At 56.5% G+C, this 24,372-nt stretch carries 19 protein-coding genes, 1 tRNA gene and 1 pseudogene; 14 read left to right on the forward strand and 7 right to left on the reverse strand.

Annotation, left to right across the window (positions count from 1 at the left end; genetic code table 11):
• Nucleotides 1-107 precede the first annotated feature (107 nt).
• A tRNA-Ile gene (locus AC6I7A_RS16430) sits at nucleotides 108-183 on the forward strand.
• Between the two features lie 218 nt (nucleotides 184-401).
• On the opposite strand, the gene AC6I7A_RS16435 is transcribed toward AC6I7A_RS16430, so the two are convergent.
• On the reverse strand, nucleotides 402-752 hold the full coding sequence (locus AC6I7A_RS16435; RefSeq protein ID WP_153009167.1) for a hypothetical protein: 351 nt from the start codon (nucleotides 750-752) through the stop codon (nucleotides 402-404).
• Between the two features lie 134 nt (nucleotides 753-886).
• On the opposite strand from AC6I7A_RS16435, the pseudogene AC6I7A_RS16440 reads away from it, so the two are divergent.
• The 7 genes and pseudogenes from AC6I7A_RS16440 to ddlA form a co-directional block, all read left to right on the forward strand.
• Nucleotides 887-1,447, forward strand: a pseudogene (locus AC6I7A_RS16440) (sigma 54-interacting transcriptional regulator); the annotation flags it as partial.
• Nucleotides 1,448-2,319: 872 nt separating this feature from the next.
• Nucleotides 2,320-2,634: a DUF5862 family protein gene (locus AC6I7A_RS16445; RefSeq protein WP_009087309.1), complete on the forward strand. Its 315-nt coding sequence runs from the start codon at nucleotides 2,320-2,322 to the stop codon at nucleotides 2,632-2,634.
• Between the two features lie 753 nt (nucleotides 2,635-3,387).
• A complete protein-coding gene (locus tag AC6I7A_RS16450) occupies nucleotides 3,388-4,077 on the forward strand; it encodes a DUF1120 domain-containing protein (protein ID WP_058956438.1) in 690 nt (229 codons plus the stop codon).
• Between the two features lie 63 nt (nucleotides 4,078-4,140).
• Nucleotides 4,141-4,821: a fimbria/pilus chaperone family protein gene (locus AC6I7A_RS16455; RefSeq protein WP_082668162.1), complete on the forward strand. Its 681-nt coding sequence runs from the start codon at nucleotides 4,141-4,143 to the stop codon at nucleotides 4,819-4,821.
• A gap of 18 nt (nucleotides 4,822-4,839) precedes the next feature.
• The gene (locus AC6I7A_RS16460; protein ID WP_082668163.1) at nucleotides 4,840-7,203 is read left to right on the forward strand and encodes a fimbria/pilus outer membrane usher protein; all 2,364 of its coding nucleotides are present in this window, start codon (nucleotides 4,840-4,842) and stop codon (nucleotides 7,201-7,203) included.
• The gene (locus AC6I7A_RS16465; protein ID WP_058956440.1) at nucleotides 7,200-7,751 is read left to right on the forward strand and encodes a DUF1120 domain-containing protein; all 552 of its coding nucleotides are present in this window, start codon (nucleotides 7,200-7,202) and stop codon (nucleotides 7,749-7,751) included. The genes AC6I7A_RS16460 and AC6I7A_RS16465 overlap by 4 nt, the downstream gene beginning before the upstream one ends.
• 92 nt (nucleotides 7,752-7,843) lie before the next feature.
• Complete coding sequence (ddlA, locus tag AC6I7A_RS16470) at nucleotides 7,844-8,941, forward strand: D-alanine--D-alanine ligase (protein ID WP_058956441.1); 1,098 nt, start codon at nucleotides 7,844-7,846, stop codon at nucleotides 8,939-8,941.
• A gap of 21 nt (nucleotides 8,942-8,962) precedes the next feature.
• Here ddlA and AC6I7A_RS16475 read toward each other — a convergent pair whose 3' ends face one another.
• The 4 genes from AC6I7A_RS16475 to AC6I7A_RS16490 form a co-directional block, all read right to left on the reverse strand.
• Complete coding sequence (locus AC6I7A_RS16475) at nucleotides 8,963-10,384, reverse strand: GGDEF domain-containing protein (RefSeq protein WP_058956442.1); 1,422 nt, start codon at nucleotides 10,382-10,384, stop codon at nucleotides 8,963-8,965.
• A 269-nt stretch (nucleotides 10,385-10,653) separates the two neighbouring features.
• On the reverse strand, nucleotides 10,654-12,129 hold the full coding sequence (locus AC6I7A_RS16480) for a SulP family inorganic anion transporter (protein WP_009087324.1): 1,476 nt from the start codon (nucleotides 12,127-12,129) through the stop codon (nucleotides 10,654-10,656).
• Nucleotides 12,129-12,761 (reverse strand): carbonic anhydrase, encoded by a 633-nt coding sequence (locus AC6I7A_RS16485; protein WP_033736060.1) that lies wholly within the window; start codon nucleotides 12,759-12,761, stop codon nucleotides 12,129-12,131. Before AC6I7A_RS16485 ends, AC6I7A_RS16480 begins: the two co-directional genes overlap by 1 nt.
• Before the next feature lie 580 nt (nucleotides 12,762-13,341).
• On the reverse strand, nucleotides 13,342-14,151 hold the full coding sequence (locus tag AC6I7A_RS16490; RefSeq protein ID WP_058956443.1) for a 5'-nucleotidase, lipoprotein e(P4) family: 810 nt from the start codon (nucleotides 14,149-14,151) through the stop codon (nucleotides 13,342-13,344).
• A 106-nt stretch (nucleotides 14,152-14,257) separates the two neighbouring features.
• Between AC6I7A_RS16490 and AC6I7A_RS16495 the strand changes: the two genes are divergently transcribed.
• Nucleotides 14,258-14,965 carry a purine nucleoside phosphorylase YfiH/LACC1 family protein gene (locus tag AC6I7A_RS16495; RefSeq protein ID WP_058956444.1) on the forward strand — a complete coding sequence of 236 codons (708 nt, stop codon included), beginning with the start codon at nucleotides 14,258-14,260 and terminating at the stop codon, nucleotides 14,963-14,965.
• A gap of 150 nt (nucleotides 14,966-15,115) precedes the next feature.
• The gene (locus AC6I7A_RS16500) at nucleotides 15,116-17,134 is read left to right on the forward strand and encodes an NADPH-dependent 2,4-dienoyl-CoA reductase (protein WP_058956530.1); all 2,019 of its coding nucleotides are present in this window, start codon (nucleotides 15,116-15,118) and stop codon (nucleotides 17,132-17,134) included.
• On the opposite strand, the gene rlmG is transcribed toward AC6I7A_RS16500, so the two are convergent.
• Entirely contained in the window at nucleotides 17,135-18,253 is a 1,119-nt protein-coding gene (rlmG, locus tag AC6I7A_RS16505; protein WP_058956445.1) for a 23S rRNA (guanine(1835)-N(2))-methyltransferase RlmG, read from the reverse strand. It abuts the gene before it with no gap.
• A gap of 85 nt (nucleotides 18,254-18,338) precedes the next feature.
• Between rlmG and AC6I7A_RS16510 the strand changes: the two genes are divergently transcribed.
• Nucleotides 18,339-18,842, forward strand: coding sequence for a M48 metallopeptidase family protein (locus AC6I7A_RS16510; protein WP_009087337.1), 504 nt, complete (start codon nucleotides 18,339-18,341; stop codon nucleotides 18,840-18,842).
• Here the strand turns inward: AC6I7A_RS16510 and AC6I7A_RS16515 are convergent.
• Nucleotides 18,839-20,527: a chloride channel protein gene (locus tag AC6I7A_RS16515; RefSeq protein ID WP_153009170.1), complete on the reverse strand. Its 1,689-nt coding sequence runs from the start codon at nucleotides 20,525-20,527 to the stop codon at nucleotides 18,839-18,841. The two genes, AC6I7A_RS16510 and AC6I7A_RS16515, sit on opposite strands and share 4 nt — an antisense overlap.
• A gap of 146 nt (nucleotides 20,528-20,673) precedes the next feature.
• On the opposite strand from AC6I7A_RS16515, the gene AC6I7A_RS16520 reads away from it, so the two are divergent.
• The 3 genes from AC6I7A_RS16520 (at nucleotide 20,674) to sstT (ending at nucleotide 24,353) form a co-directional block, all read left to right on the forward strand.
• On the forward strand, nucleotides 20,674-21,660 hold the full coding sequence (locus AC6I7A_RS16520; RefSeq protein WP_058956447.1) for a Gfo/Idh/MocA family protein: 987 nt from the start codon (nucleotides 20,674-20,676) through the stop codon (nucleotides 21,658-21,660).
• A 256-nt stretch (nucleotides 21,661-21,916) separates the two neighbouring features.
• On the forward strand, nucleotides 21,917-22,885 hold the full coding sequence (locus AC6I7A_RS16525; protein ID WP_009087344.1) for a TerC family protein: 969 nt from the start codon (nucleotides 21,917-21,919) through the stop codon (nucleotides 22,883-22,885).
• 235 nt (nucleotides 22,886-23,120) lie between these two features.
• A complete protein-coding gene (sstT, locus tag AC6I7A_RS16530) occupies nucleotides 23,121-24,353 on the forward strand; it encodes a serine/threonine transporter SstT (RefSeq protein WP_058956448.1) in 1,233 nt (410 codons plus the stop codon).
• Nucleotides 24,354-24,372: the final 19 nt, after the last annotated feature.

Below are 24,372 nucleotides of genomic sequence, written 5' to 3' on the forward strand. Positions count from 1 at the left end.
CAGTTTTGTTATAGAAATCAGCAGGTAAATCGCTGCTGTTTATTTCAGCAACCGATGGCGGAGTGCTGGATCGCCCTGAAGAGATACTTTATAATCCCCGCTCCGCTGGCCCCTTAGCTCAGTGGTTAGAGCAGGCGACTCATAATCGCTTGGTCGCTGGTTCAAACCCAGCAGGGGCCACCAAATTTTAGCTGTTAAATCAGCAAATTAGAGCCACCTTTCAGGGTGGCTTTTTTGTTTCTGCAAATTAATGCCCCCCTTTTTGTCCCCCCACATTTTTTCTTTAACTTCACAATTGCATGTAAGAACGCCAAACTCAGTGAAACTGAAACACAGCTCTTCGAATCCGCATCCTGTAACCTCATCATTCCCCTGCTCGTTATCGAGCCTTGCTGAACTGTTCAATTTTTTTGCTTAACTCTATCCGAGGAGTGTGCATTAAGACGTTCGCCAGATGCCTCATCCGACCTTTTTAGAAGGGTGATTTCTTTAGGAAGAAATTCACTGCCTCCTTCTGTTTTGTCAGTTAATACCAGGCTTTCCCCTTCTAACTTTACGTCAACAACTGCAAATAAATATTTTTTACCCATAATAATTTCATAGACATATCCAACGCCCGAATTTCTAAAGGGTTGTTTGTATCCTTTCAATAAGAAGTAATCAGTAATGTGTGGTGTTGCTCGAATGAAATTCCTGATAGCTGGAGTTGAAATTGCTCCATCGAATTTACCATTATAAATATTCAAATCCATTGTTATTTGATCATCGTTTTCTAACCATTCATTGATGGCGTAGATAAATACCCCTACTCAACCAGATTATAATTTTCTTAACTAAATCTGAGTCTACTGTCGAAATTGTAAAATAGCCCCAACAATAGAAGATGATCAACGCGATAGGCATTGTGCTCTGTGAGGCGGATAAAGAGAGTAAGCAGGCCAGTGTTTATGTGACTCATTATCTTCAGCCTCAGGTGGCTCAGCGTGAACAGTCGCGCATGCTGCTGGCCGGCTCTGCAGATCAGCAGGTAATGACAAGTGGAGAGAGGCTGCTGACACATGTTGGCCCGAACGAGGAGCCAGAAGATCATGAGCGTTCCCTTTTTCACGAGTCCTGGCGCGATCAGAGCAAAACCCTCACTATCCTGCCACTGGGTTTTACCCTAAAACGCTGGGGGGTGCTGAAACTGGTTCAGTGCCAGTTCAACAGTTTTACTGCAGCCAATCTGCGGGTGTTGCAGCAGATTGCTGAGCGTATTGCGATTGCGGTAGATAATGCGCTCGCCTGTCAGCAGATTAAGAGCCTGAAAGAGAAGCTGCTGTATATTTTACTGGAGCAGGAGTTCGAGCGTGTCGGGGGAAACAGGCTGATCCCGGTGGATGTAAGATTGATCGCCGCCACCAATCGCGATCTTCGGCAGATGGTGGCAGACAGAACGTTCCGCGCGCCCTGGGGGCTGGCCTGCCAGCGAATTTCAGCACATCTGTAATAAGTCATCATGTATGACGCGCTGCTTTTTCTATTACACCGATGAATTCACAGAACATCGGATTAAATCTGACTGATTCCGTGAAGCTCTTCTGATAACAGATGCCATGCTCCCTTTTTTCCGGTGATATTCATAGGGGACCGACAAGACGGCTGATCCCAAAATCTGTCTGCGCCCTGTTTAAAAAGGAGACCCATAGCCTACTTATTATGCTTAATACTCCGGTTTATCCGCGGTGATAGCGGTTATGAATTATTGATACAGAAAAAGGCAAATCAAACTCTAAATAAAAACCCTGACATCAGACAGTTACTCAGATGAACAGGCAGCCATTTTAGCCAGATGACGATGAATCGACTTGATTATAAAATGTAAAGATAAAAAACAAATGATGCAAAATGAGGACAAATAAGTGATTCCAGTCATCAGAAAAAACTTTATTTATGCATAAAAAAATATATTGTTACATTCCGCAAAACAGATTATTACAGAGAGAAGATTTTTCCGTTATTCATCGTCAGGCCAGCCCGATAAAACTCAGTGAGCCGGGGTACAGTTTTAAAGATGATTCAATTCACCACGATTTTCAGTCAGGCAACGTTTCCCGCTGCAGGCATAGGCGGAAGGATTTCCGCAGTATGGTAAACGGTATTATTTAACAGGCCCTCTTTTCGTCCATGTAGCATTAGTCGCTTAAGGTATCGGCCTGGAGGTAAAGAACTCAGCGTAATGCAGTGGCGCGCTTTTAAAAGGCATCAGCTTCATAACGCGGGTATAACAGCAGTAAAGATGCTTTAACTAACCGAAAATACATTAAAAGGAATTGAAATATGCGTGATTTAACTCTGTGTGAAATTGAAACCGTAAGCGGTGGTGAATTTGTCTCTACCATTGAAGGGGCGCTTGAAGGGGCTATCTGGGGCTTTATCGAAGGTCTGGCAACCGGTGTCACGGTCGGTGGAAGTGCAAGCCGCAGTGCTGTATTCGGACCTATTGCTCAGCTCTGTGGTGCGGTTCTGGGCGGCGTCATTGGCCCGGCCGTATGCGTCATTATGGGTGCCTTGTGGGGAAAAGATGCTGTCGCCGCATACGCTGCTGACTTCCGCGTCAACTACGGTACCAGCGGTTCACAGTTGCTGGTATAACAGCCCAGCCCGTTATCACCGATCAAATAAATGCTGACGTAAATCCTTACCCCTCCCGGATAAACTCAGCCTTTAAGTTTTGCCGTAGCGAATGGCAGAAATTGACCGCTAAAATAACGGACTTCAAAAATCCCCGCCCTTATGCTGGCATTCGTTGTGATCGAATCTATCGAAAACAAGCGCGTTAAACGCCGCTGATAATGATGCTGATTTAAGGGCGGGGGTGGCATGATGCCGATTAACGTTATCCCCGACACCCCGATCGCTGACAGCCGCGTTCAACACTCACCCAGAGCATACCTCACCTTTTGCGCATTAGCAGGCAGGATTGCTTACGCTCCCCAAAACTGTCCGCGCTTAGACATCTTTTTTTTAAAATAAATCTATTTCAGGGGAGGTTGCTATTACCATTTTCTCCCTGCCGTTAATTTTAAATTATAAATATAAGGTTAAACAGAAAAAACTATAACGCATCAAACATGCTATAAACACTCACCTTCAAATGAAGACAACTTTACTTATTCGTTAACTAAACCATTAATAAACTTCTATGTTAGCCTGACCTTCCTGAATCAAAATTAAAAATCAGGAGAAGGCGATTAATCAGTGCGCTCAGTTTAAGGGATAAGAATATTATGCGCCTCATATCTCTTATTCATTATCACTTTGCACGCTGATTACTCCGCACAGCAAAGAGAGCGTTCGGTCTGTTCAGAACTGCTCATTTATAACAAATCTGATAAGAGAGATAATATGAGAAAATTATTATTAAGCACCACCATTATTGCCGCGATGGCGTCCGTCAGTTTTGCGGGTCAGGCTGCAGAATCTGCGACCCTTTCCATCACGGGTACCATCACTCCAGCCGCCTGTGGTGTGGCATTAAGCTCTGCAAGCATTGATCTTGGCACCATCGCCGCAGCGACACTGCTGAAGGACAGCAATGTTAAACAGGGCAACACCGTTACCCTGAATGTGGATTGTGAAGCGCCTGTCGCGATTGCCGTTCAGACCACAGATAACCGTGCGGCAAGTGCCATGACGCTGGCGAACATGTCTGAAGAGATGAAAGCAACCGTTTCAGGCTTATCAGATGCACACATTTTCGGCTTAGGGACAGACAGCGCTCAGGGACACGTGGGGGCGATGGCACTGGCGATTACCGACGCAACCGCCGACGGTGCAGCGAATACCAATGTGCTGACCAGTAGCGATAAAGCGGCATGGTCTCTCACTCATGTGACGGCTACAGCACCCGCAACGCTGACCAAAAACGGCTATTTTACCCTGGCGGCGGATGCCAATAGCACCACCCCGGCAGCCATGACTAAAGCCTCCTATTCCATTGCGTCAAGAATGATTCTGAAGAAAGCGGATGCCTACCCGAGCGGTGAAGAAGTGCCTATTGACGGTAACGTCACTTTCTCTGTGGTTTATCTGTAATTGTTAATGATTGTCAGCGAAGGCCGTCCGGCCTTCGCGTTTTAAATACAGGGTAAAAATAAAATGAAAATAATTCTCTCTGTTGCCATTCTCTTTTCCTTGTCTGTACCCGGCATATTTGCAGCCGGCATGAAGCCTGAAGTACCGGCTTTATTTCTCGATGACCAGAATCGTGAAGTGACGGTTAATGTACTGAACACAGACAGGGATACGGCGCTGCTGCACAGCAGCCTGCAGACAATTCCTGAAGACCCTGAAAACCGGCTGATTATTACCCCTCAACTGGTTCGTGTCGATGGAGGGAAAAACCAGCAGATCCGGGTGGTGTTAAAAGAGGGTGTCAGGCTGGATACCCAGAAGATGCAGCGAATTAATTTTGTCTCTATCCCGCAGGACGATGGTAAAAAGAATCGCGCTCGCATTCTCATTGGCCAGAATATTCCGGTCATTATCTCCCCCGCCAGTCTGCCGGTAAACACCGCGCCCTGGACAGGGCTGACCTTCCATCTTTCAGGTGCCTCTCTGCACATTGAAAATCCGACACCTTATATCGTCAGGCTCACCAGAGAGATTAATTTACTGCCCGGCAAAGGGTCGGTTGAACTGAAAAATTCCTACATTCTTCCGGGTGAAAAGTTTGATGTGGCTCTGCCTGCTGCCTCCGCGAATAAGGTGAAAGCCCTGCTTCTGCACCCCGTCACCCGATATGGAATTTTAACCGCCCCTTTTAATGTGCCGCTCTGAGCCCATTCACCTTTATCTATGAAACAATTTCTGATACTCAGCCTTGTGGTCAGTTCAGCCTGTGTGCAGGCGGCAAACCGCTATGACAAAGAGATGCTCAAAGCGCTCGGCTACGACGCCAGTGCCGCTGAACTGCTTGATGCAGGTACGCACTTTCTGCCGGGGAAACAGCCCGTCAATATTGTCGTTAACGGTCAAAGCAAAGGGGTGCATATCCTGACGTTTGATCAGGCCGGTAATCCCTGCTGGCCAGCCGATCTGCCAGAGAAGCTGGGGATCATCCCCGATCGTTTTCAGCAGGCAGAGGATGCGCGCTGCCTGCAGCTGCCATCCGACAGCCCGATTCTGCTGGAGCAGCAGGTTAATCGCAGCAGCCTGCTGCTCAAGGTCCCGGCAGGCGACCTGTCTGCGCATCCGCGCTTCTCCAGCGGGGGAAATGCGCTGGTGGTGAATTACGATGGCCGACGCTATCAGTACCAGACGCGCGCCGGACAAAACCACCACTCGCAGACGCTGACCTCCGAGATTGGGGGCAATATCAACAACTGGGTACTCCGCAGCGGGCAGAGCTATACCAGCCAGAATGAACACCACCAGCTGACCCGACTCTACAGTTATGCCCAGCGCTCCCTTCCCGGCTGGGCGTCGGTCGTGCAGATAGGTGAGATCACCGCGGGCGACACCCTGTTTTCCGGCATCAACCTGCTGGGCGCACAACTCATGCCAGAACGCAGTGCAGAAAATAGCGGAAACAGCGGCGTGTCGCTGAATCTGCTCTTCTCACAAGCCGGTACTGCCGAGGTCTGGCAGGCGGGCATCCTGCTGAAGACCTATCAGGTCACAGCAGGCATGAACACACTGGCTGACATCCCGGCGATCAATCAGTCCGATGATTTTGAGATCATCAGCCATGACCAGTCCGGTCATCGTCAGCAGCAGACGATCCCCTATATTCAGGCTCAGACCACGGTTTCTCTGGCGAATGCCGGACTCTCTCTGGCCGCCGGACGTCTGCGCCTGACCGATGAGTCGTTCCCGGTGTTCGTCGGTTCCGCCGGACTTTATCAGAATGGTTTCATGGCCGTGACGGCAGGCGGGCTGATGAGCGAGCACTATCAGGCCGCCTCCTGGCGCACCACGCTGCGGCTGACAGAACGCCTTATCGCTTCCCTGACCCAGACTGCCTCGCAGGTGCAGGATTCGGCCGGGGAGCGAGGCAACATGCAGGGCCTCAATCACCAGCTCAGCATCAGCGCAGGCGTGACGCCCCGATTATCACTGACCTCTTCCGCCAGCTTTCGCAGCCGTGATTTCAGGGATCCAGGCAGCTCATGGCGCGCCGGAGACGCCCGTCAGGAGAATGGACAGATCCGGTCACAGTACGCCGCGGGGATAAGCTATAGCCAGCCGCAGCTCGGCGTGCTCGCCTTTTCCGGCAGTCTGTCACAGAGCTGGCAGAATGCAGAAAGTTTGGGCTACATGTTCAGCTGGGGCCGCACCTTCGGAAAAGTGAACGTCAATCTCGGCATCCAGAAAAACCGGCTCACGCAGGATCAGCGCCACACTGATGACCATTACGTTTACCTCAATTTCGCTGTTCCGCTCGGCAGCCGCAGCAGCGTGCGCAGCTGGGTTAATGACACCCGGGGAAAAATACGCGCCGGCATGGGTTTTGACAGCACCCTGAATGATAAATTTGCCTGGAGCGTCTCCGGGGAGAAAAGTCAGCGTGAGGATGCGTCAGTTGCGGGTTCCGCAACCTGGACCACCAAATACAGTCAGCTGAGCGGCGGCGTTTCGCATAATGAAAACAGCACCAGTTACAACGCGGGCGCGCGCGGCAGCGCCGTCCTGCATAGCGAGGGAGTGACCTTTTCGCCCCGCAAAACAGGCGATACCTTTGGCATTATTTCCCTTAACAGCCCCCAGCCTGACGTCAGTATCCACACCCCTGGCGGCGTGGTGTGGAGCGACCACACGGGTCATGCCATCACCTCCTGGACACCGTGGCAGAAGAATACCGTACAGATCGAAAACCAGAGCCTGCCTGACAATGTCCAGGTCATCAGCGGTATTGCAGACATCACGCCTTACCGCGGCGCGGTAGTGCCGGTGATTCTGCCCGCCTATACGGTTCGCCGGGCGCTGGTGAGCTTCCCGCCAGAGCAAAGTCCGGCACCGGGTGCCCCTGTCAAAAATGGCAAAGGTCACCTGATCGCCTTTGTGAATGAAGATGGCACGCTCTTTTTCGACGACCTGCCGGACGATCCGCTATTCAGCCTCGACCGCAATGGCAGCCAGTGTGCCATCGATATGCTTACGCCCTGGTATAACCAGCCCGGCACCCTTTATGCCTCACTTTCCGCGAGATGCGTCCCATGAAACAGCTCTCTGTTCTGCCTCTGCTGCTGGCTTTCAGTGGCCTTTTTGCCGCACTCCCTGCCCGTGCGGCGTGCGAAATTCAGCTCAGCGATCCCCGGATTGATTACGGTGAAATGACACGGGGCGAGCTGCTCGGTCGCCCGGGCAATGCGCTGACTGCTGTCGAACTGCGGATGGGTGACCAGCATGAGTCAGAGATCACGGTCATCTGTGACCGCCCGACCCCGCTGAAACTGACGTTCAGCGGGCCTGCGAAAGACGCCGAAAGTTACCAGTTTGGCGACCAGGGCCGGGCGACACTGACCCTGCATGATGTGACGCTCGACGATCGTCCGGTCACGATCGAACGAGCCGGCACAGAGGCGGCAGCGATGGCGTTCAGCGCCAGTCAGCCTCTGCAGTTCTACAAAGATGGCCAGATCGCCTCCGGCAGCACGCTGCGTGCAAAAGTGACGATAGTCACCTGGCTGCCTGCCGATGCCACCCGGGTCAGTGAGCGGAAACAGTGGCAGCTTAACGGCAGCTTTATCGTCAGCGATGAGGGTTAACGGCCGCTGAAAAATTATCTCGCGCCTTACCCTGTTTTCCCGCGCAAACCCCATGCTATCTTAAGGTTTTGATTTTTCAGTGGGCAAAATTGATGACTAAGTTGCGGGTAGGGATCGTGTTTGGCGGGAAATCGGCTGAGCATGAAGTGTCGTTGCAGTCGGCCAAAAATATCCTTGAGGCGATAGACAAAACCCGGTTTGACGTGGTGCTGCTGGGCATCGACAAACAGGGGCACTGGCGTCTTAACGATGCGTCCAACTTCTTACTGAACGCTGAGAATCCGTCACTGATCGCCCTGAATCGCGCGGCTGACGATGTGGCGCTGGTGCCCGGTCATTCTCAGCAGCAGGTTATCACCCGTCACAACGCACATCCGCTGTCGCAGATCGATGTCATCTTCCCTATCGTTCACGGAACGCTGGGAGAGGATGGCTCTCTGCAGGGCCTGCTGCGGATGGCTTCGTTACCCTTTGTCGGCTCCGACGTGCTCGGTTCTGCAGTCAGCATGGATAAAGATTTTACCAAACGCCTGTTACGCGATGCCGGTCTGAAGGTCGCCCCGTGGCTGAGCGTCACCCAGGCGCAGCGCGCCCAGCTGGATGCAGAGGCTGTCATTGCCCGCTTTGGCCTGCCGCTGTTTATCAAACCCGCCAATCAGGGTTCATCGGTCGGCGTCAGCAAAGTGGACAGCCCGGAGGAATTTGACGCCGCGCTGACGCTCGCCTTCTCCTTTGACCGTAAAGTGCTGATCGAGCAGGGCATTAAAGGGCGCGAAATTGAGTGCGCGGTGCTGGGCAACGATGCGCCCGAAGCCAGCCCCTGCGGCGAAGTGGTGGTGCATGATGCCTTCTACTCCTACGACACCAAATACATCTCGGAAAGCGGCGCGCAGACGGTGGTGCCCGCCGCCCTCTCCACGGAAACCAGCGATGCCATTCGTGAGGTTGCCATTAAAGCCTTCACGGCGCTGGAGTGTTTTGGTATGGCGCGCGTCGATGTGTTTTTAACCGACGACGGCGAGATTATTGTCAACGAAGTGAATACCCTGCCCGGCTTCACCAATATCAGCATGTACCCGAAATTATGGCAGGCAGCCGGACTCAGCTATCAGGATCTGATCAGCCGCCTGATCGACCTGGCCATCGAGCGCCACCAGCAGGCCAGCACCCTGAAAAGCAGCGTCAGCTGAGTGCATCGGCGGCGTGGCGCGTCAGGCCACGTCGCTGGTGAAGGTGCGGTAGTTAACCGGTGAGGTCTGGTTGCGGCCGTTGCGTTTCGACAGATAGAGGTTTTTATCTGCCGCAGAGATCAGCCGGTTGATGACGGGGGGCCACTCCGTCGCCTCAGCGGCGCTGCCATGCGCCAGTCCCAGACTGACGGTCACCGTCACGGTATTCCCCTGCAGCCAGAACTTCTCTTTCGCCATCGTCTGCCGGATATTCTCAGCCAGAAAATAGAGTCTCTCCGGGTTCTGATCGAACAGCACCACCACAAACTCCTCGCCGCCAAAACGGCAGATGCGTCCCGCTTTGCCCACCACCCGCTGCATCCGGCGCGCGATCTCTTCCAGCACGCTGTCGCCCGCGTCGTGACCAAAATTGTCGTTAATGGCTTTGAAGTAGTCGACATCCAGCAGGATAACGCCCGCTTTGCGTTCAGGGAAGATGGGTTCACTGCGCAGGCTTTCATAGAGACCGGAGCGCGACAGCAACCGGGTCAGGAAGTCGTAATTCGCCCGCAGCGCCAGGCGCTGGTTAAGCTGGCGGATCGCATCCATACTCGCGGCCACGATCAGCGGGCTGATGGAGATAGTCGCCACCCCCAGCCGGGCCGAGGTGAGATGGTTAAGCGGCAGCATCGCGTCGCTGCCCTGAATGTTCATCACGCCGTGCGACACCAGGATAATTTCGGTAATGCCGGTCAGCAAAATCACCAGGCTGGTCAGCGGCATGGGCAACACCACCGCACACCAGATCAGCGCAGGAACCGGGAACGTCAGGCTGCCCGCGCCACCCATCATCGCCCCGATTGTCAGCGAACCCGCCACGGCGATAACCGGGAGCAGCTTGCGGATGTGCAGAAACTGGCGGGGCGACAGCGACGACCAGTCGCGGGTCAGCAAAAACGGCAGTAGCATCAGCCCGGTGGAGAACTGCTCGCTGAACCAGTCAGCCCATGCCACCGCCAGCCCGGTATCAAAATCAGCCTGCTGCGCCAGCGCGCCCCAGCTGGCACAGGTGAACGCCGCCAGCAGGCAGGCCGGGAAGATTCGCAGCACGCTGGTAATCCGCTCACTGCCGGAATCGTGCTGAAGATGCCTGACCAGCAGCGTCACCGCCACCAGCACAAACAGCACATTCGCCACGTTAAGGGTTAACGCTGAGAACGCCCAGCCCGAAAAAACGGTGTCGTTGAACACCATGGCGGCCAGGATAGCCAGGTAGTAGCGGCCCCGATGCAGAAAGGGATTGCGGACGATGACGCCCGTCACGATCGCATTGACCGGCCAGAAGAGAGAGAGCTCTTTGGGAAAGCGCAGATGTCCGCCGATAAAACAAAACAGCAGCGTGATTAAAAACAGCAAAACTGCGTTCTTCTTTGCGTTGTGCTCTTCAAACAGCGGTGTGCGCATGCGTCCGGACCTTATCGCGGTGAGGCTGGCTCTCCACGCCAGCCTGAACAGGCGCGTGGTGTCAGAATGATTAAATCCTGAATGCCCTCAATGTCATCCTGCGATAAAACCCCACTTCATGGGCTAACTCAATAAAATGCCCCGGCGCCGGGTAAGCACAGCAGATGACAGCAGAAAACGGGGCTTTATTATGCCCCTTCAGTAAAAAAATCGGCTATCCGAGATATCCGATTTTTGCTCTTCTGCTGATGCTGCCGTTGCGCTTCGGGCTATTTTACGGCCACCGGCCACTGACTCAGGCGGATGCCGCGCTTGTCCGCGTTGTCGCCAAAATCTTTCAGCACCGCTTTCACATCGGGATCGATATATTCCGCATTGTCATTATCGATAATCACCACGCTGTTCTCCGGGATCTCATCCAGCAATCCCTGCAGCTTTGGGTTGTGCATAAACGTCAGGTTCTGCTGAAAGCGCAGGACGTAGTGGTCGTCATAACGGGTGAGCTGCAGCGCGTTGCGATGGCTTTTATAGATGCTGTAGAGGATCTGCGTGGCGATACCGATGCCGATACCGACCAGCATCCCCAGCGTAATAATGCCGACGATGGTCGCCAGGAACGGCACGTACTGCTGGGCCCCCATCCGGAACTGTTCGACAAAGAGTTTAGGGGTCGCCAGTTTATAGCCGGTGTAGAGCAGCACCGCGGCCAGGCTGGCCAGAGGAATGGCGTTCAGCATCTCACTGAACCACATGCCGCAGATCAGCAGCAGCACACCGTGAATGAAGATGGAGAGCTTTGTCTGCGCCCCCGCGCTGACGTTGACCGAACTACGCACAATCACCGCTGTTATCGGCATCGCGCCCAGAAAACCGGCGGTCAGATTACCGATGCCCTGAGCGAACATCTCTTTGTTGGGCGACGGCGCGGGCGTCTGCGGACGCAGCTTTTTCAGCGCTTCCTGACTCAGCAGGGTTTCCAGGCTGGCAACCAGAGCCAGCGTCACGGCGACGACCCAGACCTGCGGATTCTGCCAGGCCATCCAGTCAGGCGTTTCCAGCTCAGCCACCAGCGCAGAGACGCTGTCAAAGGCGGGCAGCGAGATGCGTGCCAGCCCCTGCGCCATCTCCGGGAACAGCCTTCCGCCTGCCACCGTAGCGACGCAGCCGACCAGCACCGCAATCAGCGGCCCAGGGATCCAGGCCAGCGCCTTAATGCGTTTGATCGGGGCGGTTGTCCAGAGGCATAGAATGGCTAAACCGACCGCCGCCACCACTATCGACGGCAGTGAGAAGGTCATCTGCCCATTGACCAGCGAAACCAGCTCCGCATCGCCCGCCGCGCCCAGCGCCACCGGGATCTGCTGCATGATCAGCAGCAGGCCAATCGCCGCCAGCATGCCTTTAATCACGCTGCCCGGCACCAGCGAGATAAACCGTCCGGCGCGCAGCAGACCCAACAGGCACTGCAATGCCCCGGCAATAATCAGCGCGGTGAGGAAGGCGGAGAAGCTGCCCAGCGTCGCCATCGAGGCGACAACGATAGTGACCAGACCCGCCGCCGGACCGCTGACGGCAAAGCGGGAGGGACTTAACGAGGTGACGACCAGACCGCCAATCACCCCGGTCAGCAGACCAGCAAACGGCGGCAGTCCGCTGGCCTGAGCGATACCCAGACAGAGCGGTAAAGCCACCAGGAAAACCACCAGACCCGCCGGGATGTCGCGGCGCAGGGTATCAGAATTCATCATGAAGGCTCCTCTGAAGATTGATGAATCAGCTCTTTGAGATGGCCGGAGCGCAGGTCATAAACACAACCAAACACCTCCAGTTCCTGGCCCGATTGCCAGATTTGCCTGACCGGCTCAGACTTCACCAGCCTGGCGAATTGCGCTTTAACGTTGGCTTCAACCAGCCGATCGCGTTGTTCATCGGGGGTGGCGTCTGCTGGCCCTTCCTCGGCCAGCCCCTGCTGAATGTCATCACGCAGCCGCTGAATACGCCTTCCCAGTGCGGTGTCCTGCCCTTCCAGCACGCTGCCTGGCAGGTTCTGTGCGGCTTCAACCCCGCCGCAGCCGTAGTGGCCGCTGAGCACGATGCGTTTCACGTTGAGAAAGAAGAGCGCGTATTGCAGCACGCTCAGCAGATTGTCATCCTCCTCCAGCACCATGTTGGCGATATTGCGGTGCACAAAGAGTTCGCCTGGGTGGGAGCCGGTCAGCACTTCGGCCGGAACACGGCTGTCTGAACAGCCAATCCAGAGCGAGTGCGGTTTTTGCTGATGAAGGGATTTTTTGAAATAGTCTGGATTACGCTGGCGGCGCTGTAATGCCCAACTGCGATTTTTCGCTAATAAGGGTTTAAGTGTCGTCACATTCATCTTCTCTCTACTACCGGGATGTCGCATCCTGGCTGATCACAAAGTGTATCGGCTCACAAATAGCGTGAGAGCCGCCAGGTAAATAAGAACAAGGTCACAGAAAAAGGTTATAGACGTTAACCATTGCCAATGCACGAGCAATATTTCACAACGCTTTAACATGGCGTGATTTGTCAATTAAACGTCAGCAAAAGTCAGAGGAAAGTAAATTTAATTCAGCAGGAGAAAAATGAGGAGACATAAACAGATTAGATTAAGACAAGATATATCAGTCAGTTAAAAACTTTAAAATAAAAGACTTAATTTATTGCTGACAAATAAATACAAACACTAAGCGCATGGCTTTTTCTTGCCCTGCCCGTTCGCCCCACTTTTCCCAGGATTACTCTTAATTAAAAAATTAACCATTAGCACAATCAACCATCTTAATAGCATAGAGCCAGTTAAATACGCCTGCTTTGAGATAAGAATAAAGCGAGAGATGATTAATTTAATTCGCAGCAAAATAGTGACAGCGGAAAGTAAATCAGGACCAGAATTTAGCAGAGCCTGAACGGGTCAGGCTCTTTTTCTTGACGAATTATTTACCGTTCCAGCTTTGCAGGCGCGATTCCCGCACGGAGAGCTGCTGTTCCGGCGTCAGCTTATTGTAATTCTCCGCCATACCGCTCTCCCAGTCGCCGTAAAGCGGGTTCGGCAGCACGATGAACTGCGTGCCAAACTGCTGATGATTGAGATTAACAAAGTCGCGACGCTGCTGATTGCCCTGATGCCAGGTCGCCCCGCCGAAATCGTTGAGGTTATCGCCCACGTAGAGCACCACGTTGTAGCCCGCATTTTTGATGGCATCGAAACGCGCCTGCTTGTTGGAGCTGTCGGTATTCAGACGCACCGTTTTTTCACTGACGTCAGGAAAACCGAGCTGCTGCATATTCGCCACCGTGGCGGCGTAATCTTTCTGATCGCGGTTCGACACGTAGAACAGCGTGCCGCCGTTCTGGGTGACGTGGCGTGCAAACTCAACCGCGCCGGGCACCGCTTTCGCCTGTCGCGCCTGGGTCCAGGCTGACCAGCTCTTACTGCTGAACGGCTGACCGTTTTTCGCCTGCCAGGCGCTGTAGGCGCTGTTATCCAGCATGGTTTCGTCCAGATCGACAATTACGGCTTTCGGTTTGCCGGTCAGCAACGGCGCCTGATCGAACGCCATGCGTGCGGTGTTAAACGCCTGCCAGGTCAGCGCCTGATATTCGCCGGACTGCTGGAACCAGTTGACCGCCAGCACCGACTGCTGCCCGAGCTGCTGCTGAGCGGTCTGATGTGACGAGGAGGCGCAGCCGGTCAGCAGCAGGGCAACCAGTCCGGAGGCGGCAAGTTTTGCGGAGGTTTTCATCATTTCATCCTTAAGGTGAGAAAGGGCTGAGGAGACGCTTCAAAAATGTAGCAGTTAACGTAAGCTGTTGGCAGCCCAGCGCACGCTGTTATCACAGGAGATTCCTATGGCTGTTATCCCGCGCTCGCCGTTGCTCGACTCGCTGGACTGGGTCGATTATGCCTTTCAGCCCGCCGGTGAGCCACCGCCCGCCGACGCCGCCTGGGGGCATCAGCGCCACAGTGCCACGGTCGTCTTCGACGTCGAAAACACCCCATCCAAAAGCTGCGAGTCGGATGGCATTATCAGCAGCGGGACGCGCCCGGTGGCGGTGTATACCGCTGACTGCCTGCCGGTGCTGATCGCCGATCCTCAGCAGCGCATCGTGGCGGCGGTGCATGCCGGACTGAAAGGCACGCTGGCGGGCGTGCTGATCCGCGCCGTGGAAAAACTGTGCGAACAGGGCAGCGCGCCAGAGAATCTGCTGGTGGCGATCGGCCCGGCACTCGGCCCCTGCTGTTATGAGCTGGCCGAACCTCAGCTGGCGGAGATCGCCCGGAATCCGGCGCTGGCCCGCGGGCTGCGCTGGCACAGGCAGCAGCCGCTCAATGGTGAGGCTCAGCGCCCGCAGGCGACGGCGCGTCAGCAGGGTCTCTGGTTCGATCTGCCGGCGCTGGCGACGCAGATGCTGGTCGATGCGGGCGTTCCGGCTGCGCAGATCGATAATGTCGGCGTCTGCACCTACTGTATGGCCGAGAGCGGTTCAAGCTACCGCTTCAACACCCATACGGGCAGCGGCTATCACTCCCGCTACTCCTGGATCCGGCGGCGATAATCGCGCCCGCCCTGAAAATCGGCCACGGCGGACTCACGGCCTGTCGCGGCTGATGTTGATTTCACTCACACCCTGACACTCTTTCACTTTTTTTTAACACAGAAATGGCTAGAGTTAACTCATCCGACCACTTTATCGTGAGTGATGATCATGGCCGTTCATTCCGAATATCCCGCGCTGTTCAGGCCGCTGGACCTGGGTTTTACCCGACTGAAAAACCGTTTCCTGATGGGCTCCATGCACACCGGCCTGGAAGAGCACCCGGATGGCGCAGCCCGGCTGGCGGCTTTCTATGGCGAGCGCGCGCGCGAAGGCGTCGCGCTGATTGTCACCGGCGGTATTGCCCCTAATGCGCAGGGTGTTACCACCGCCCACGGCGCGATGCTGACAGAGGAGGCGCAGTGTCACTGGCACCGGCAGATTACCGATGCCGTTCATCAGCATCAGGGCAAAATCGCCCTGCAGATCCTGCATACCGGCCGTTACAGCTATCAGCCCGATCTGGTCGCCCCCTCTGCCCTTCAGGCGCCGATCAATCCGTTTACGCCCCAGGCGATGAGCGAGGCGGCGATTGAACAGACTATTGATGACTTTGCGCGCTGCGCCCGCCTGGCCCGAGAGGCCGGCTACGACGGCGTGGAGATCATGGGCTCTGAAGGCTACCTGATTAATCAGTTCCTGGTGAAGCACACCAACCAGCGCAGCGACCGCTGGGGCGGCGACTTCCGCCAGCGAATGCAGTTTGCCCTGGCGGTCACCCGCGCGGTGCGTGCCGCCACCGGCGACCGTTTTATCATTATCTTCCGGCTGTCGATGCTCGATCTGATCAAAGAGGGCAGCACGCTGGAGGAGACGCTGCTGCTGGCGGGCGAGCTGGAGCAGTGTGGGGTCACGCTGTTCAATACCGGTATCGGCTGGCATGAAGCGCGCATCCCGACCATCGCCACCTGCGTGCCGCGCGCGGCCTTTGCCTGGGTCACGCAGCGCCTGCGTGCTCACGTGTCAGTGCCGGTCATCGCCACTAACCGCATCAACCACCCCGCCGTCGCCGAAGAGCTGCTGCAGTCAGGCTGCGCCGATATGGTGTCGATGGCGCGCCCTTTCCTCGCCGATGCCGCCTTTGTCAGCAAAGCGCAGCGCGGCGAACCGGACAGCATTAACACCTGCATCGCCTGTAATCAGGCCTGCCTAGACCAGGTGTTCGCCGGAAAGATCACCTCCTGCCTGGTCAATCCGCGCGCCTGCCACGAGTCGCTGATGCCGGTGATCCCCAGTCGCGCTCCGCGCAGGCTGGCGGTGGTCGGGGGTGGCCCGGCCGGAATGGCCTTTGCCCTGCAGGCGGCCGGGCGCGGACATCAGGTGACGCTGTATGAAGCCGCCGCCGATATCGGCGGCCAGTTCAATATTACCCGGCTGATCCCCGGCAAAGCGGAGTTCAGTGAAACCCTGCGCTATTTCCGCCACCAGCTGGCGGCCGCCGGGGTGACGGTCAGGACCGGCTGCCGGGTCACGGCCGAGGGGCTGGGTGATGCCGATGAGGTGGTGCTGGCCACCGGCATTCAGCCACGCACGCCGGATATTCCGGGCATCGATCACCCCAGCGTCCTGAGCTACCTTGAGGTGCTGCGCGATCGGCGTCCGGTGGGGAAACGGGTGGCGATTATCGGAGCCGGTGGTATCGGTTTTGACGTAGCGGAGTTTCTGTCGCAGCCTTCGCATGACGCGGATCGCGCGGCCTTTTACGCTGAGTGGGGTATCGATCAGAGCCTGACGCAGCGCGGTGGTGTGGTGGCCCCCGAGCCGCCCGCCGCATTACGGCAGATCTGGCTGCTGCAGCGCCGCACAGGCAAACCCGGCGCCGGGCTGGCAAAAACCACGGGCTGGATCCACCGGGCCAGTCTGCAGGCGCGCGGCGTGGAGATGTGGGGCGGCGTGGAGTATCTGGCGATTGACGATCGCGGGCTGCATCTGCGGCGCAACGGTGAAACCCTGCTGCTGGCGGTCGATAATGTGATTATCTGCGCCGGACAGGAGCCGCAGCGCGAACTGGAAGCGGCGCTGCGTGCACGGGGACAGAAGGTGACAGTGATCGGCGGTGCCGATGTGGCGCAGGAACTGGATGCGCGCCGCGCCATCGCACAGGCGACCGCGCTGGCGCTGCGTGTCTGACTAGCGCATTTTTACCGCGCGCAGCACTACAAACTTCTGGTTAGAGGCGACCAGCGTGCAGTTGCCGAACAGCTTTTTCAGCTTCTGGTGATAGTCGAGGTGGCGGTTGCCGACGATGCGCAATTCGCCGCCATATTGCAGACAGCGTTTGGCATCACGGAACATCTGCCACGCCAGGTGATCGGTGACGGCGTGCTGCTGGTGAAACGGCGGGTTGCACAGCACCGCGTGCAGCCGGTCCGAGGGATAGCCGCTCAGCACGTTGTTGACCAGGAACTGACAGCGCGACAGATCCTCCGGACGGTTTACTTCCACGTTAAGCTGGCTGGAGGCGACCGCCATGTAGGACTCATCCAGAAAATGCACCTCAGCCTGCGGGTTCTGTGCCAGCGCCATCAGCCCCACCACGCCGTTGCCGCAGCCCAGATCGACAATCTCGCCTTCGATATTTTCCGGCAGATGCTGCACAAACAGGCGTGCGCCGATATCCAGCGAGCTGCGTGAGAAAACGTTGGCGTAGTTGTGGATCTGATAAGGAGTGCCATCCAGCGGCCAGACCTGCGTGGGACGGGCTTCGCGCAGCGCAGGCTGGCTGAACTGACTGAAGATCAGCCGCGCTTTTTTCCACGCCAGCGAGGTTTTCGTCTCGCCGATGATCTGTTCAAACAGCTGCAGGGTGGAGTTATGGATCTCTTTGGCGCGGGCCGCCGCCAGAATCACCGTCTCCGGGGTCACCACTTCACGAATCGCGCGCAGCTGATGCTCCAGCAGCGCCAGCGTCTTCGGCACTTTAATCAGCACCGCCGCCGGGGAAGCAGGCAGCGCCGCCAGGCTGTCAATAAAGTGGACGTCGCTGTCATCCATCCCGTTGAAAGAGAGGTTCTGCCGGGCGGCCTGCTGGCTCAGCCAGGAGTCGCTGACGTGCCAGACGGGACGCGGATTGAGACCACAGGTTAAGGCACCAAAACTGTCGTTGAATACCAGCACCGGCCCCTCTGGCAGCGCCTGCTGCAACAGATACTCATCAGCCGCATCCCAGGCTTGTAATGGACTTTCGTCACGCATCTGCGGGAAGCGATGCAGGATCAGTGTGCGATCGTTCAGTTCAAGTTGGCTCATGAATTCTCCGGCGTGGTACACTTTGATTAATTTTCGCCCCGATAAAAAGGGCGCGCAGTATACTCTTTTTCGCCTGGAATCCCTAATGTCCTCACTCATCTACCTTCAGGGTTACCCTGCTCCCCTTCTTGAGCAGGTGCAGACCCTGATTACCCATCAGCGCTTAGGCGCGTTTCTGCAGGAGCGCTATCCCGATACCCACGATGTCGTGAGCGATAAGGCGCTGTATGACTACACCCAGGCGCTGAAGAACCGCTTTATGCGCAACGCGCCGCCGATCAGTAAGGTGGTGTGGGACAACAAAATTAAAGTGATGAAGCATGCGCTGGGGCTGCACACCGCTATCTCGCGCGTGCAGGGCGGCAAACTGCGGGCAAAAGCGGAAATCCGTATCTCCACCTTTTTCCGCCTCGCGCCGGAGCCTTTTCTGCGCATGATCGTGGTGCATGAGCTGGCTCACCTGAAAGAGAAAGATCACGATAAGGCGTTTTACCAGCTCTGCTGCCATATGGAGCCGGATTACCACCAGCTCGAATTTGATGCGCGGCTCTGGATGACCGACCAGGCGATGCGCGGCAACGCGGCTTAAAGAAACTCCTGCGCTTTCTGGATCAGACTGGTTTTGGTCAGCGCGCCCTCAAAATGGCGCTCAGCGGGGTTGTTCAGCACCGGCAACCGCTCCAGCGTGACGGCGGCAAAGGCTTCCCACCCTTCACGCATGCTCTGGTTCTGATAGATCACCGGGAAATCCTGATCCATCACGCACTGCACCGGCGAGTCGAGGGTGATCTCCTGTGCCAGCACCCGGCGTGAAATCTCATGAATGGAGACCACGCCGAGGAAAGCCCCCTCAGCGTTGATCACATAGACGTAGCGCTCGCGCTTCAGTGAACTGACCGCCAGCGCCTGCCCCACCGACGCTTCTGGCTGCAACGCCGCGCCGGGAATAATCAGCTCGGCAATGCGCATGTTATCGAAATCATATTTCGCTTCTGAACGGCTGAAGTGATGGCTTACTACCGGGTAGGTGCTGGCCGATTGCAGCCGATAGACCACCATGGAGGCCAGCACCGTGGCGATCATCAGCGGAAACAGCAGGCTGCTGTTGAGGGTCATCTCCAGCACCATCAGCATCGCCATCAGCGGGGCCTGGCTGACCGCCGCCAGCACCGCCGCCATGCCGATGGCGGCATAGAGCAGCACATTGCCGAGCGGCAGATGCAGCATCGCCCCTAGCGTTGCCAGGATCACGCCGAGCAGCGCGCCAATCAGCAGTGACGGCGTAAACAGCCCGCCGACCGCATTCGAGCCCACCGAGAGGCTGGTGGCAACGGTTTTCAGCAGCAGCAGAAGCAGCAGGCCCGGCAGCAGATAGTGGCCCGCCATCACCTTCACTATCACTTCGTAGCCGTTGCCGAGGATATCGGTCGAGAGCAGTGCCAGTAAGCCCACGGCCAGTCCGCCTGCACCGAGGCGCAGCGGCAGGGAGGCGACCCGGCTGAACAGCGCTTTACTGCGGGCAATGCACTTAATCAGCAGCCAGCCCGCCAGCCCGGCGCACAAACCAATCAGCACCGTCATCAGCAGGCTGCTGAGATCCATGGCAAAGTTCGCCTCCGCCAGCGGGTAGAGCGCGCTGCGAAAGCCCAGCGTCCACATGGTCATCACCGCCGTGGCGGAGGCGATAATCAGCGGGATCAGCCGCTGCAGGGCGGAGATGCCGAAGGCGATTTCGGCGACGAAGATCGCCGAAGCCAGCGGCGCATGGTAGACCGAAGAGAGCCCCGCCGCCGCCGCCATCGCCACCACGTCACTGTTTTTCAGGTTAAGCGAGGCGGGCAGCAGGCGACCAATCGCGCTGCCGCACAGCGCCGAAAGCTGCACCATCGGCCCCTCTTTCCCTATCGACGCGCCGCTGCCGATACTGGCGATGGAGGACAAGGCGCGGAACAGTGAGGTTCGGGTCGGCACCGCATCGAGCCGGGCATTGATCACCTCAAGGTAGTCGGTTTTCACCGTCTGCTGCTGCTCAATGGCGACCGCATAACGCAGAAAAAAGCCCGCCAGCACACCGCCAGCCCCCACCAGCAGCGGCCAGAAAATCCACGGCCAGAGCGGCAGTAACCCGCTAATCTCCCCGCTGCGGGCAAACAGCAGATGGTTGATCAGTTCAATCACGCCGCGAAAAGCCAGCGTCACCAGCGATGCGGCACATCCGACCGGAATGGCGATCAGCAGTGTGGTCCAGTTTAATGCGTGCTTACTTGCTTTCACCTGCGCTCCCTGGTTGGTGCCTGACATTCATCGCTCCCGCATAGTATTGGAATCGGGATCGCAGGATCAATCCCTGCCCGCCCCTCCCCATTGCACCGCGCCGGAGAGATGTTACTCTGCCGCTTTACCGCTGCCGGAGAGAAAACGTGATTCGTTTTGCCATTGTGGGAACAAACTGGATAACACGCCAGTTTATTGATGCCGCGCATGAAACCGGCGGGATGCAACTCTGTGCGGTCTATTCGCGCAGTCAGCAGCAGGCGGACGCCTTTATCGCCGACTATCCCTGCCAGGCAACCTTTACCTCGCTGGAGGCCCTGGCCGCCAGCCCGGCGATCGATGCGGTCTATCTTGCCAGCCCTAACGCCCTGCACTGCCAGCAGGCGCTGCTGTTTATGTCGCACGGCAAGCATGTCATCTGTGAAAAGCCGCTGGCTTCCAATCTGGCCGAGGCGGAGCAGATGATCGCCTGCGCCCGGGAACATCAGGTGGTGCTGTTTGAGGCGTTCAAAACAGCCAGCATGCCCAATTTCCTGCATTTAAAAGCAGCACTGCCCGCCGTGGGGCGGATGCGGAAAGCCCTGCTGAGTTACTGTCAGTATTCATCGCGCTACCCGCGCTATCTCAACGGTGAAAACCCCAACACCTTTGATCCGCGCTGGTCGAACGGCTCAATCATGGATATCGGTTATTACTGCCTGGCCTCGGCGGTGGCACTGTGGGGCGCGCCGCAGCGGGTGCAGGCCAGCGCCACCCTGCTTGAGAGCGGCGTGGACGGACATGGGGTGGTGGTGCTCGACTACGGCGATTTCGACGTGACGATTCTGCACTCGAAAGTCAGTGACTCCAGCCTGCCCAGCGAGATTCAGGGAGAAGCCGGATCGCTGCTTATTGAGAAGTTATCGGAGTGTCAGCAGCTGACCTTTATGCCCCGCGGCGGAGAAAAGCAGGTGTTAAGTCAGCCGCAGCATAGCAACACGATGCGTTATGAGGCGGCCGAATTTGCCCGGCTGGTGGCGCAGCGTCAGGTGGCGCATCCCGGGCTTGCGATCTCACGCACCACGGCGGCACTGCTGACTGAAATCCGTCGGCAGACCGGTGTTATCTTCCCGGCCGACCGGACGCTTGTGTAAATATTTCTAAATATGTCTGCGAGCTGTTGCTTCCTGGGCGGTGAAACCGTAACGTAGCTTTCTGCAAAGGGGAGTAACTTGTAATCTGATTGATCGTCACTACGTTGCGCAAGCATCCGGTCGTCAGGCAACCCGGAATCGATTTCTGTGTTGTAAGTGAGACCTTGCCGGAAGGCGAGGTTTGCTTACACAAAAATAAGCGGCTGATGTCTTCTGACTTCAGCCGTTTTTTTTATTTTTCAGACAGGATACGAATATGCAAACTGTGGGGACACCTTTACTCTGGGGCAGCTTTGCGGTTGTGGTGCTTATCATGCTGGCTATCGACCTGCTGTTGCAGGGACGCCGCGGCGCGCAGACCATGTCTTTTAAACAGGCGGCGATCTGGTCGCTGATCTGGGTTTCCGTCTCACTGCTGTTCAGCGCCGCTTTCTGGTGGTATCTGGAAGGCAGCGCAGGACGCGAAGTGGCTAACACCCAGACACTCGCCTTCCTGACCGGTTACGTGCTGGAAAAAGCACTGGCGGTGGATAACGTCTTTGTCTGGCTGATGCTCTTCAGCTACTTCTCTATTCCGGCCAACCTGCAGCGTCGCGTGCTGATCTACGGGGTATTAGGCGCTATCGTGCTGCGTACCATCATGATTTTCGCCGGTAGCTGGCTGGTCACCCAGTTCAGCTGGATCCTCTATGTGTTCGGTGCCTTCCTGCTGTTTACCGGGGTGAAAATGGCGCTGGCGAAAGAGGATGATGGCGCAGTAGGCGACAAGCCGGTGGTGCGCTGGCTGCGTAAGCATCTGCGCATGACGGACGATCTCGACGGCGAGAAGTTCTTTACCCGCAAAAACGGCGTGCTGTTTGCGACACCGCTGCTGCTGGTGCTGATCATGGTGGAGCTGAGCGACGTGATCTTTGCGGTCGACAGTATTCCGGCGATCTTTGCCGTCACCACCGACCCGTTCATCGTCCTGACCTCCAACCTGTTTGCCATTCTGGGTCTGCGTGCCATGTACTTCCTGCTGGCGAACGTGGCAGAACGCTTCTCGATGCTGAAGTATGGCCTGGCGATTGTGCTGGTGTTCATCGGCTTTAAGATGCTGATTGTCGACCTCTACCACATCCCGGTCGGCATCTCGCTGAGTGTGGTCGGTCTCATTCTGGCATCAACCCTGCTGATTAATGCCTGGGTTAACCGCAAAAGAGACCAGAAAAAGCTCGCACCATAATTACCTGCGGGGGCAGCGGATGCCCCTGTTTTATTTTGTGGCAGCCTGCCGCGCCGTTTCATCCCTCTGTCACACTTCCACTATTCAGCATAATAAAAATCTGACGCGCTCCACAGCGGCAGAACTTTCTCTTTTCTCGTCCGATCTTTTCCTTATACTCCGCCGGGCAAACCGTTTTAGCCGATGCAAAACATCGCGCCTGAAACTACATTCGCGACAAAATATAGAAACTATTATGCAGAAAACTCTCTCCGCACGTCTGGGTACGCTGCTCGCCGGTAGCCTGGTGAAGCAAATCATGATTGGGCTGGTCGCCGGTGTCGCGCTCGCCTGGATCTCACACGATGCCGCGTTAGCGGTCGGCCTGCTGGGCGAACTGTTTGTCAGTGCGCTGAAAGCGGTGGCCCCCTTACTGGTTCTGGTGCTGGTCATCGCCTCGATTGCGAACCACCAGCAGGGCCAGAAAACCAACATCCGGCCGATTATCATGCTCTACCTGCTGAGCACCTTTTTCGCGGCAGTAGTCGCGGTGCTGTTCAGCCATCTGATCCCGCAGACGCTGACGCTGGCGGTCGGGAGTACCGAAATCGTTCCCCCTTCCGGCATCACGGAAGTCCTGCACGGGCTGCTGATGAGCATGGTGTCGAATCCGATCACCGCGCTGATGCAGGCGAACTATATCGGTATTCTGGTGTGGGCGATTGGTCTGGGTCTGGCGTTCCGTCACAGCAGTGACACCACCCGCGCCTTTCTTAATGACGCGTCCGAAGCCGTGACCTGGCTGGTGCGCTGCGTCATCCGCTGTGCGCCTGTCGGTATTTTCGGTCTGGTGGCGTCAATTCTGGCCTCCACCGGCTTTGGTGCGCTGTGGCAGTATGCGCATCTGCTGGCGCTGCTGCTGGGCTGTATGGTGCTGATGGCACTGGTGGTGAACCCGCTGCTGGTGTTCTGGAAGATCCGCCGTAACCCCTATCCGCTGGTCTTCACCTGCCTGCGCGAAAGTGGCGTCACCGCCTTCTTTACCCGCAGTTCTGCCGCCAACATTCCGGTGAATATGGCGCTGGCGAAACGTCTGAAGCTGGATGAGGATACCTATTCGGTGTCGATTCCGCTGGGCGCGACCATCAGTATGGCGGGCGCGTCAATCACCATTACCGTGCTGACGCTGGCGGCGGTGAATACGCTGGGGATCAGCATTGATGTGCCGACTGCCATTCTGCTGAGTCTGGTAGCCTCTCTCTGTGCCTGTGGCGCATCGGGTGTGGCGGGCGGTTCACTGCTGCTGATCCCGGTGGCCTGCAACATGTTTGGTATTCCGAATGACCTGGCGATGCAGGTGGTGGCTGTCGGCTTTATTATCGGCGTCCTGCAGGATTCGGCAGAAACCGCGCTGAACTCGTCAACGGATATTCTGTTTACCGCCGCTGTCTGTCAGGCAGAAGCGGAGCGCGAAACCAGCCGGGCTTAATCTTTCAGATAGCTCAGCA

The organism is Type-F symbiont of Plautia stali (genome assembly GCF_059731105.1).

What these genes read in the sequence shown, in the direction of transcription:
- AC6I7A_RS16490 (WP_058956443.1), bottom strand. Translation starts at nt 14,151, where the DNA reads ATGAAAACCTCCGCAAAACTTGCCGCCTCCGGACTGGTTGCCCTGCTG.
- AC6I7A_RS16445 (WP_009087309.1), top strand. Translation starts at nt 2,320, where the DNA reads ATGCGTGATTTAACTCTGTGTGAAATTGAAACCGTAAGCGGTGGTGAA.
- AC6I7A_RS16500 (WP_058956530.1), top strand. Translation starts at nt 15,116, where the DNA reads ATGGCCGTTCATTCCGAATATCCCGCGCTGTTCAGGCCGCTGGACCTG.
- AC6I7A_RS16495 (WP_058956444.1), top strand. Translation starts at nt 14,258, where the DNA reads ATGGCTGTTATCCCGCGCTCGCCGTTGCTCGACTCGCTGGACTGGGTC.
- rlmG (WP_058956445.1), bottom strand. Translation starts at nt 18,253, where the DNA reads ATGAGCCAACTTGAACTGAACGATCGCACACTGATCCTGCATCGCTTC.
- AC6I7A_RS16450 (WP_058956438.1), top strand. Translation starts at nt 3,388, where the DNA reads ATGAGAAAATTATTATTAAGCACCACCATTATTGCCGCGATGGCGTCC.
- AC6I7A_RS16510 (WP_009087337.1), top strand. Translation starts at nt 18,339, where the DNA reads ATGTCCTCACTCATCTACCTTCAGGGTTACCCTGCTCCCCTTCTTGAG.
- ddlA (WP_058956441.1), top strand. Translation starts at nt 7,844, where the DNA reads ATGACTAAGTTGCGGGTAGGGATCGTGTTTGGCGGGAAATCGGCTGAG.
- AC6I7A_RS16460 (WP_082668163.1), top strand. Translation starts at nt 4,840, where the DNA reads ATGAAACAATTTCTGATACTCAGCCTTGTGGTCAGTTCAGCCTGTGTG.
- AC6I7A_RS16480 (WP_009087324.1), bottom strand. Translation starts at nt 12,129, where the DNA reads ATGAATTCTGATACCCTGCGCCGCGACATCCCGGCGGGTCTGGTGGTT.
- AC6I7A_RS16485 (WP_033736060.1), bottom strand. Translation starts at nt 12,761, where the DNA reads ATGAATGTGACGACACTTAAACCCTTATTAGCGAAAAATCGCAGTTGG.
- AC6I7A_RS16525 (WP_009087344.1), top strand. Translation starts at nt 21,917, where the DNA reads ATGCAAACTGTGGGGACACCTTTACTCTGGGGCAGCTTTGCGGTTGTG.
- AC6I7A_RS16455 (WP_082668162.1), top strand. Translation starts at nt 4,141, where the DNA reads ATGAAAATAATTCTCTCTGTTGCCATTCTCTTTTCCTTGTCTGTACCC.
- AC6I7A_RS16465 (WP_058956440.1), top strand. Translation starts at nt 7,200, where the DNA reads ATGAAACAGCTCTCTGTTCTGCCTCTGCTGCTGGCTTTCAGTGGCCTT.
- AC6I7A_RS16475 (WP_058956442.1), bottom strand. Translation starts at nt 10,384, where the DNA reads ATGCGCACACCGCTGTTTGAAGAGCACAACGCAAAGAAGAACGCAGTT.
- AC6I7A_RS16435 (WP_153009167.1), bottom strand. Translation starts at nt 752, where the DNA reads ATGGATTTGAATATTTATAATGGTAAATTCGATGGAGCAATTTCAACT.
- sstT (WP_058956448.1), top strand. Translation starts at nt 23,121, where the DNA reads ATGCAGAAAACTCTCTCCGCACGTCTGGGTACGCTGCTCGCCGGTAGC.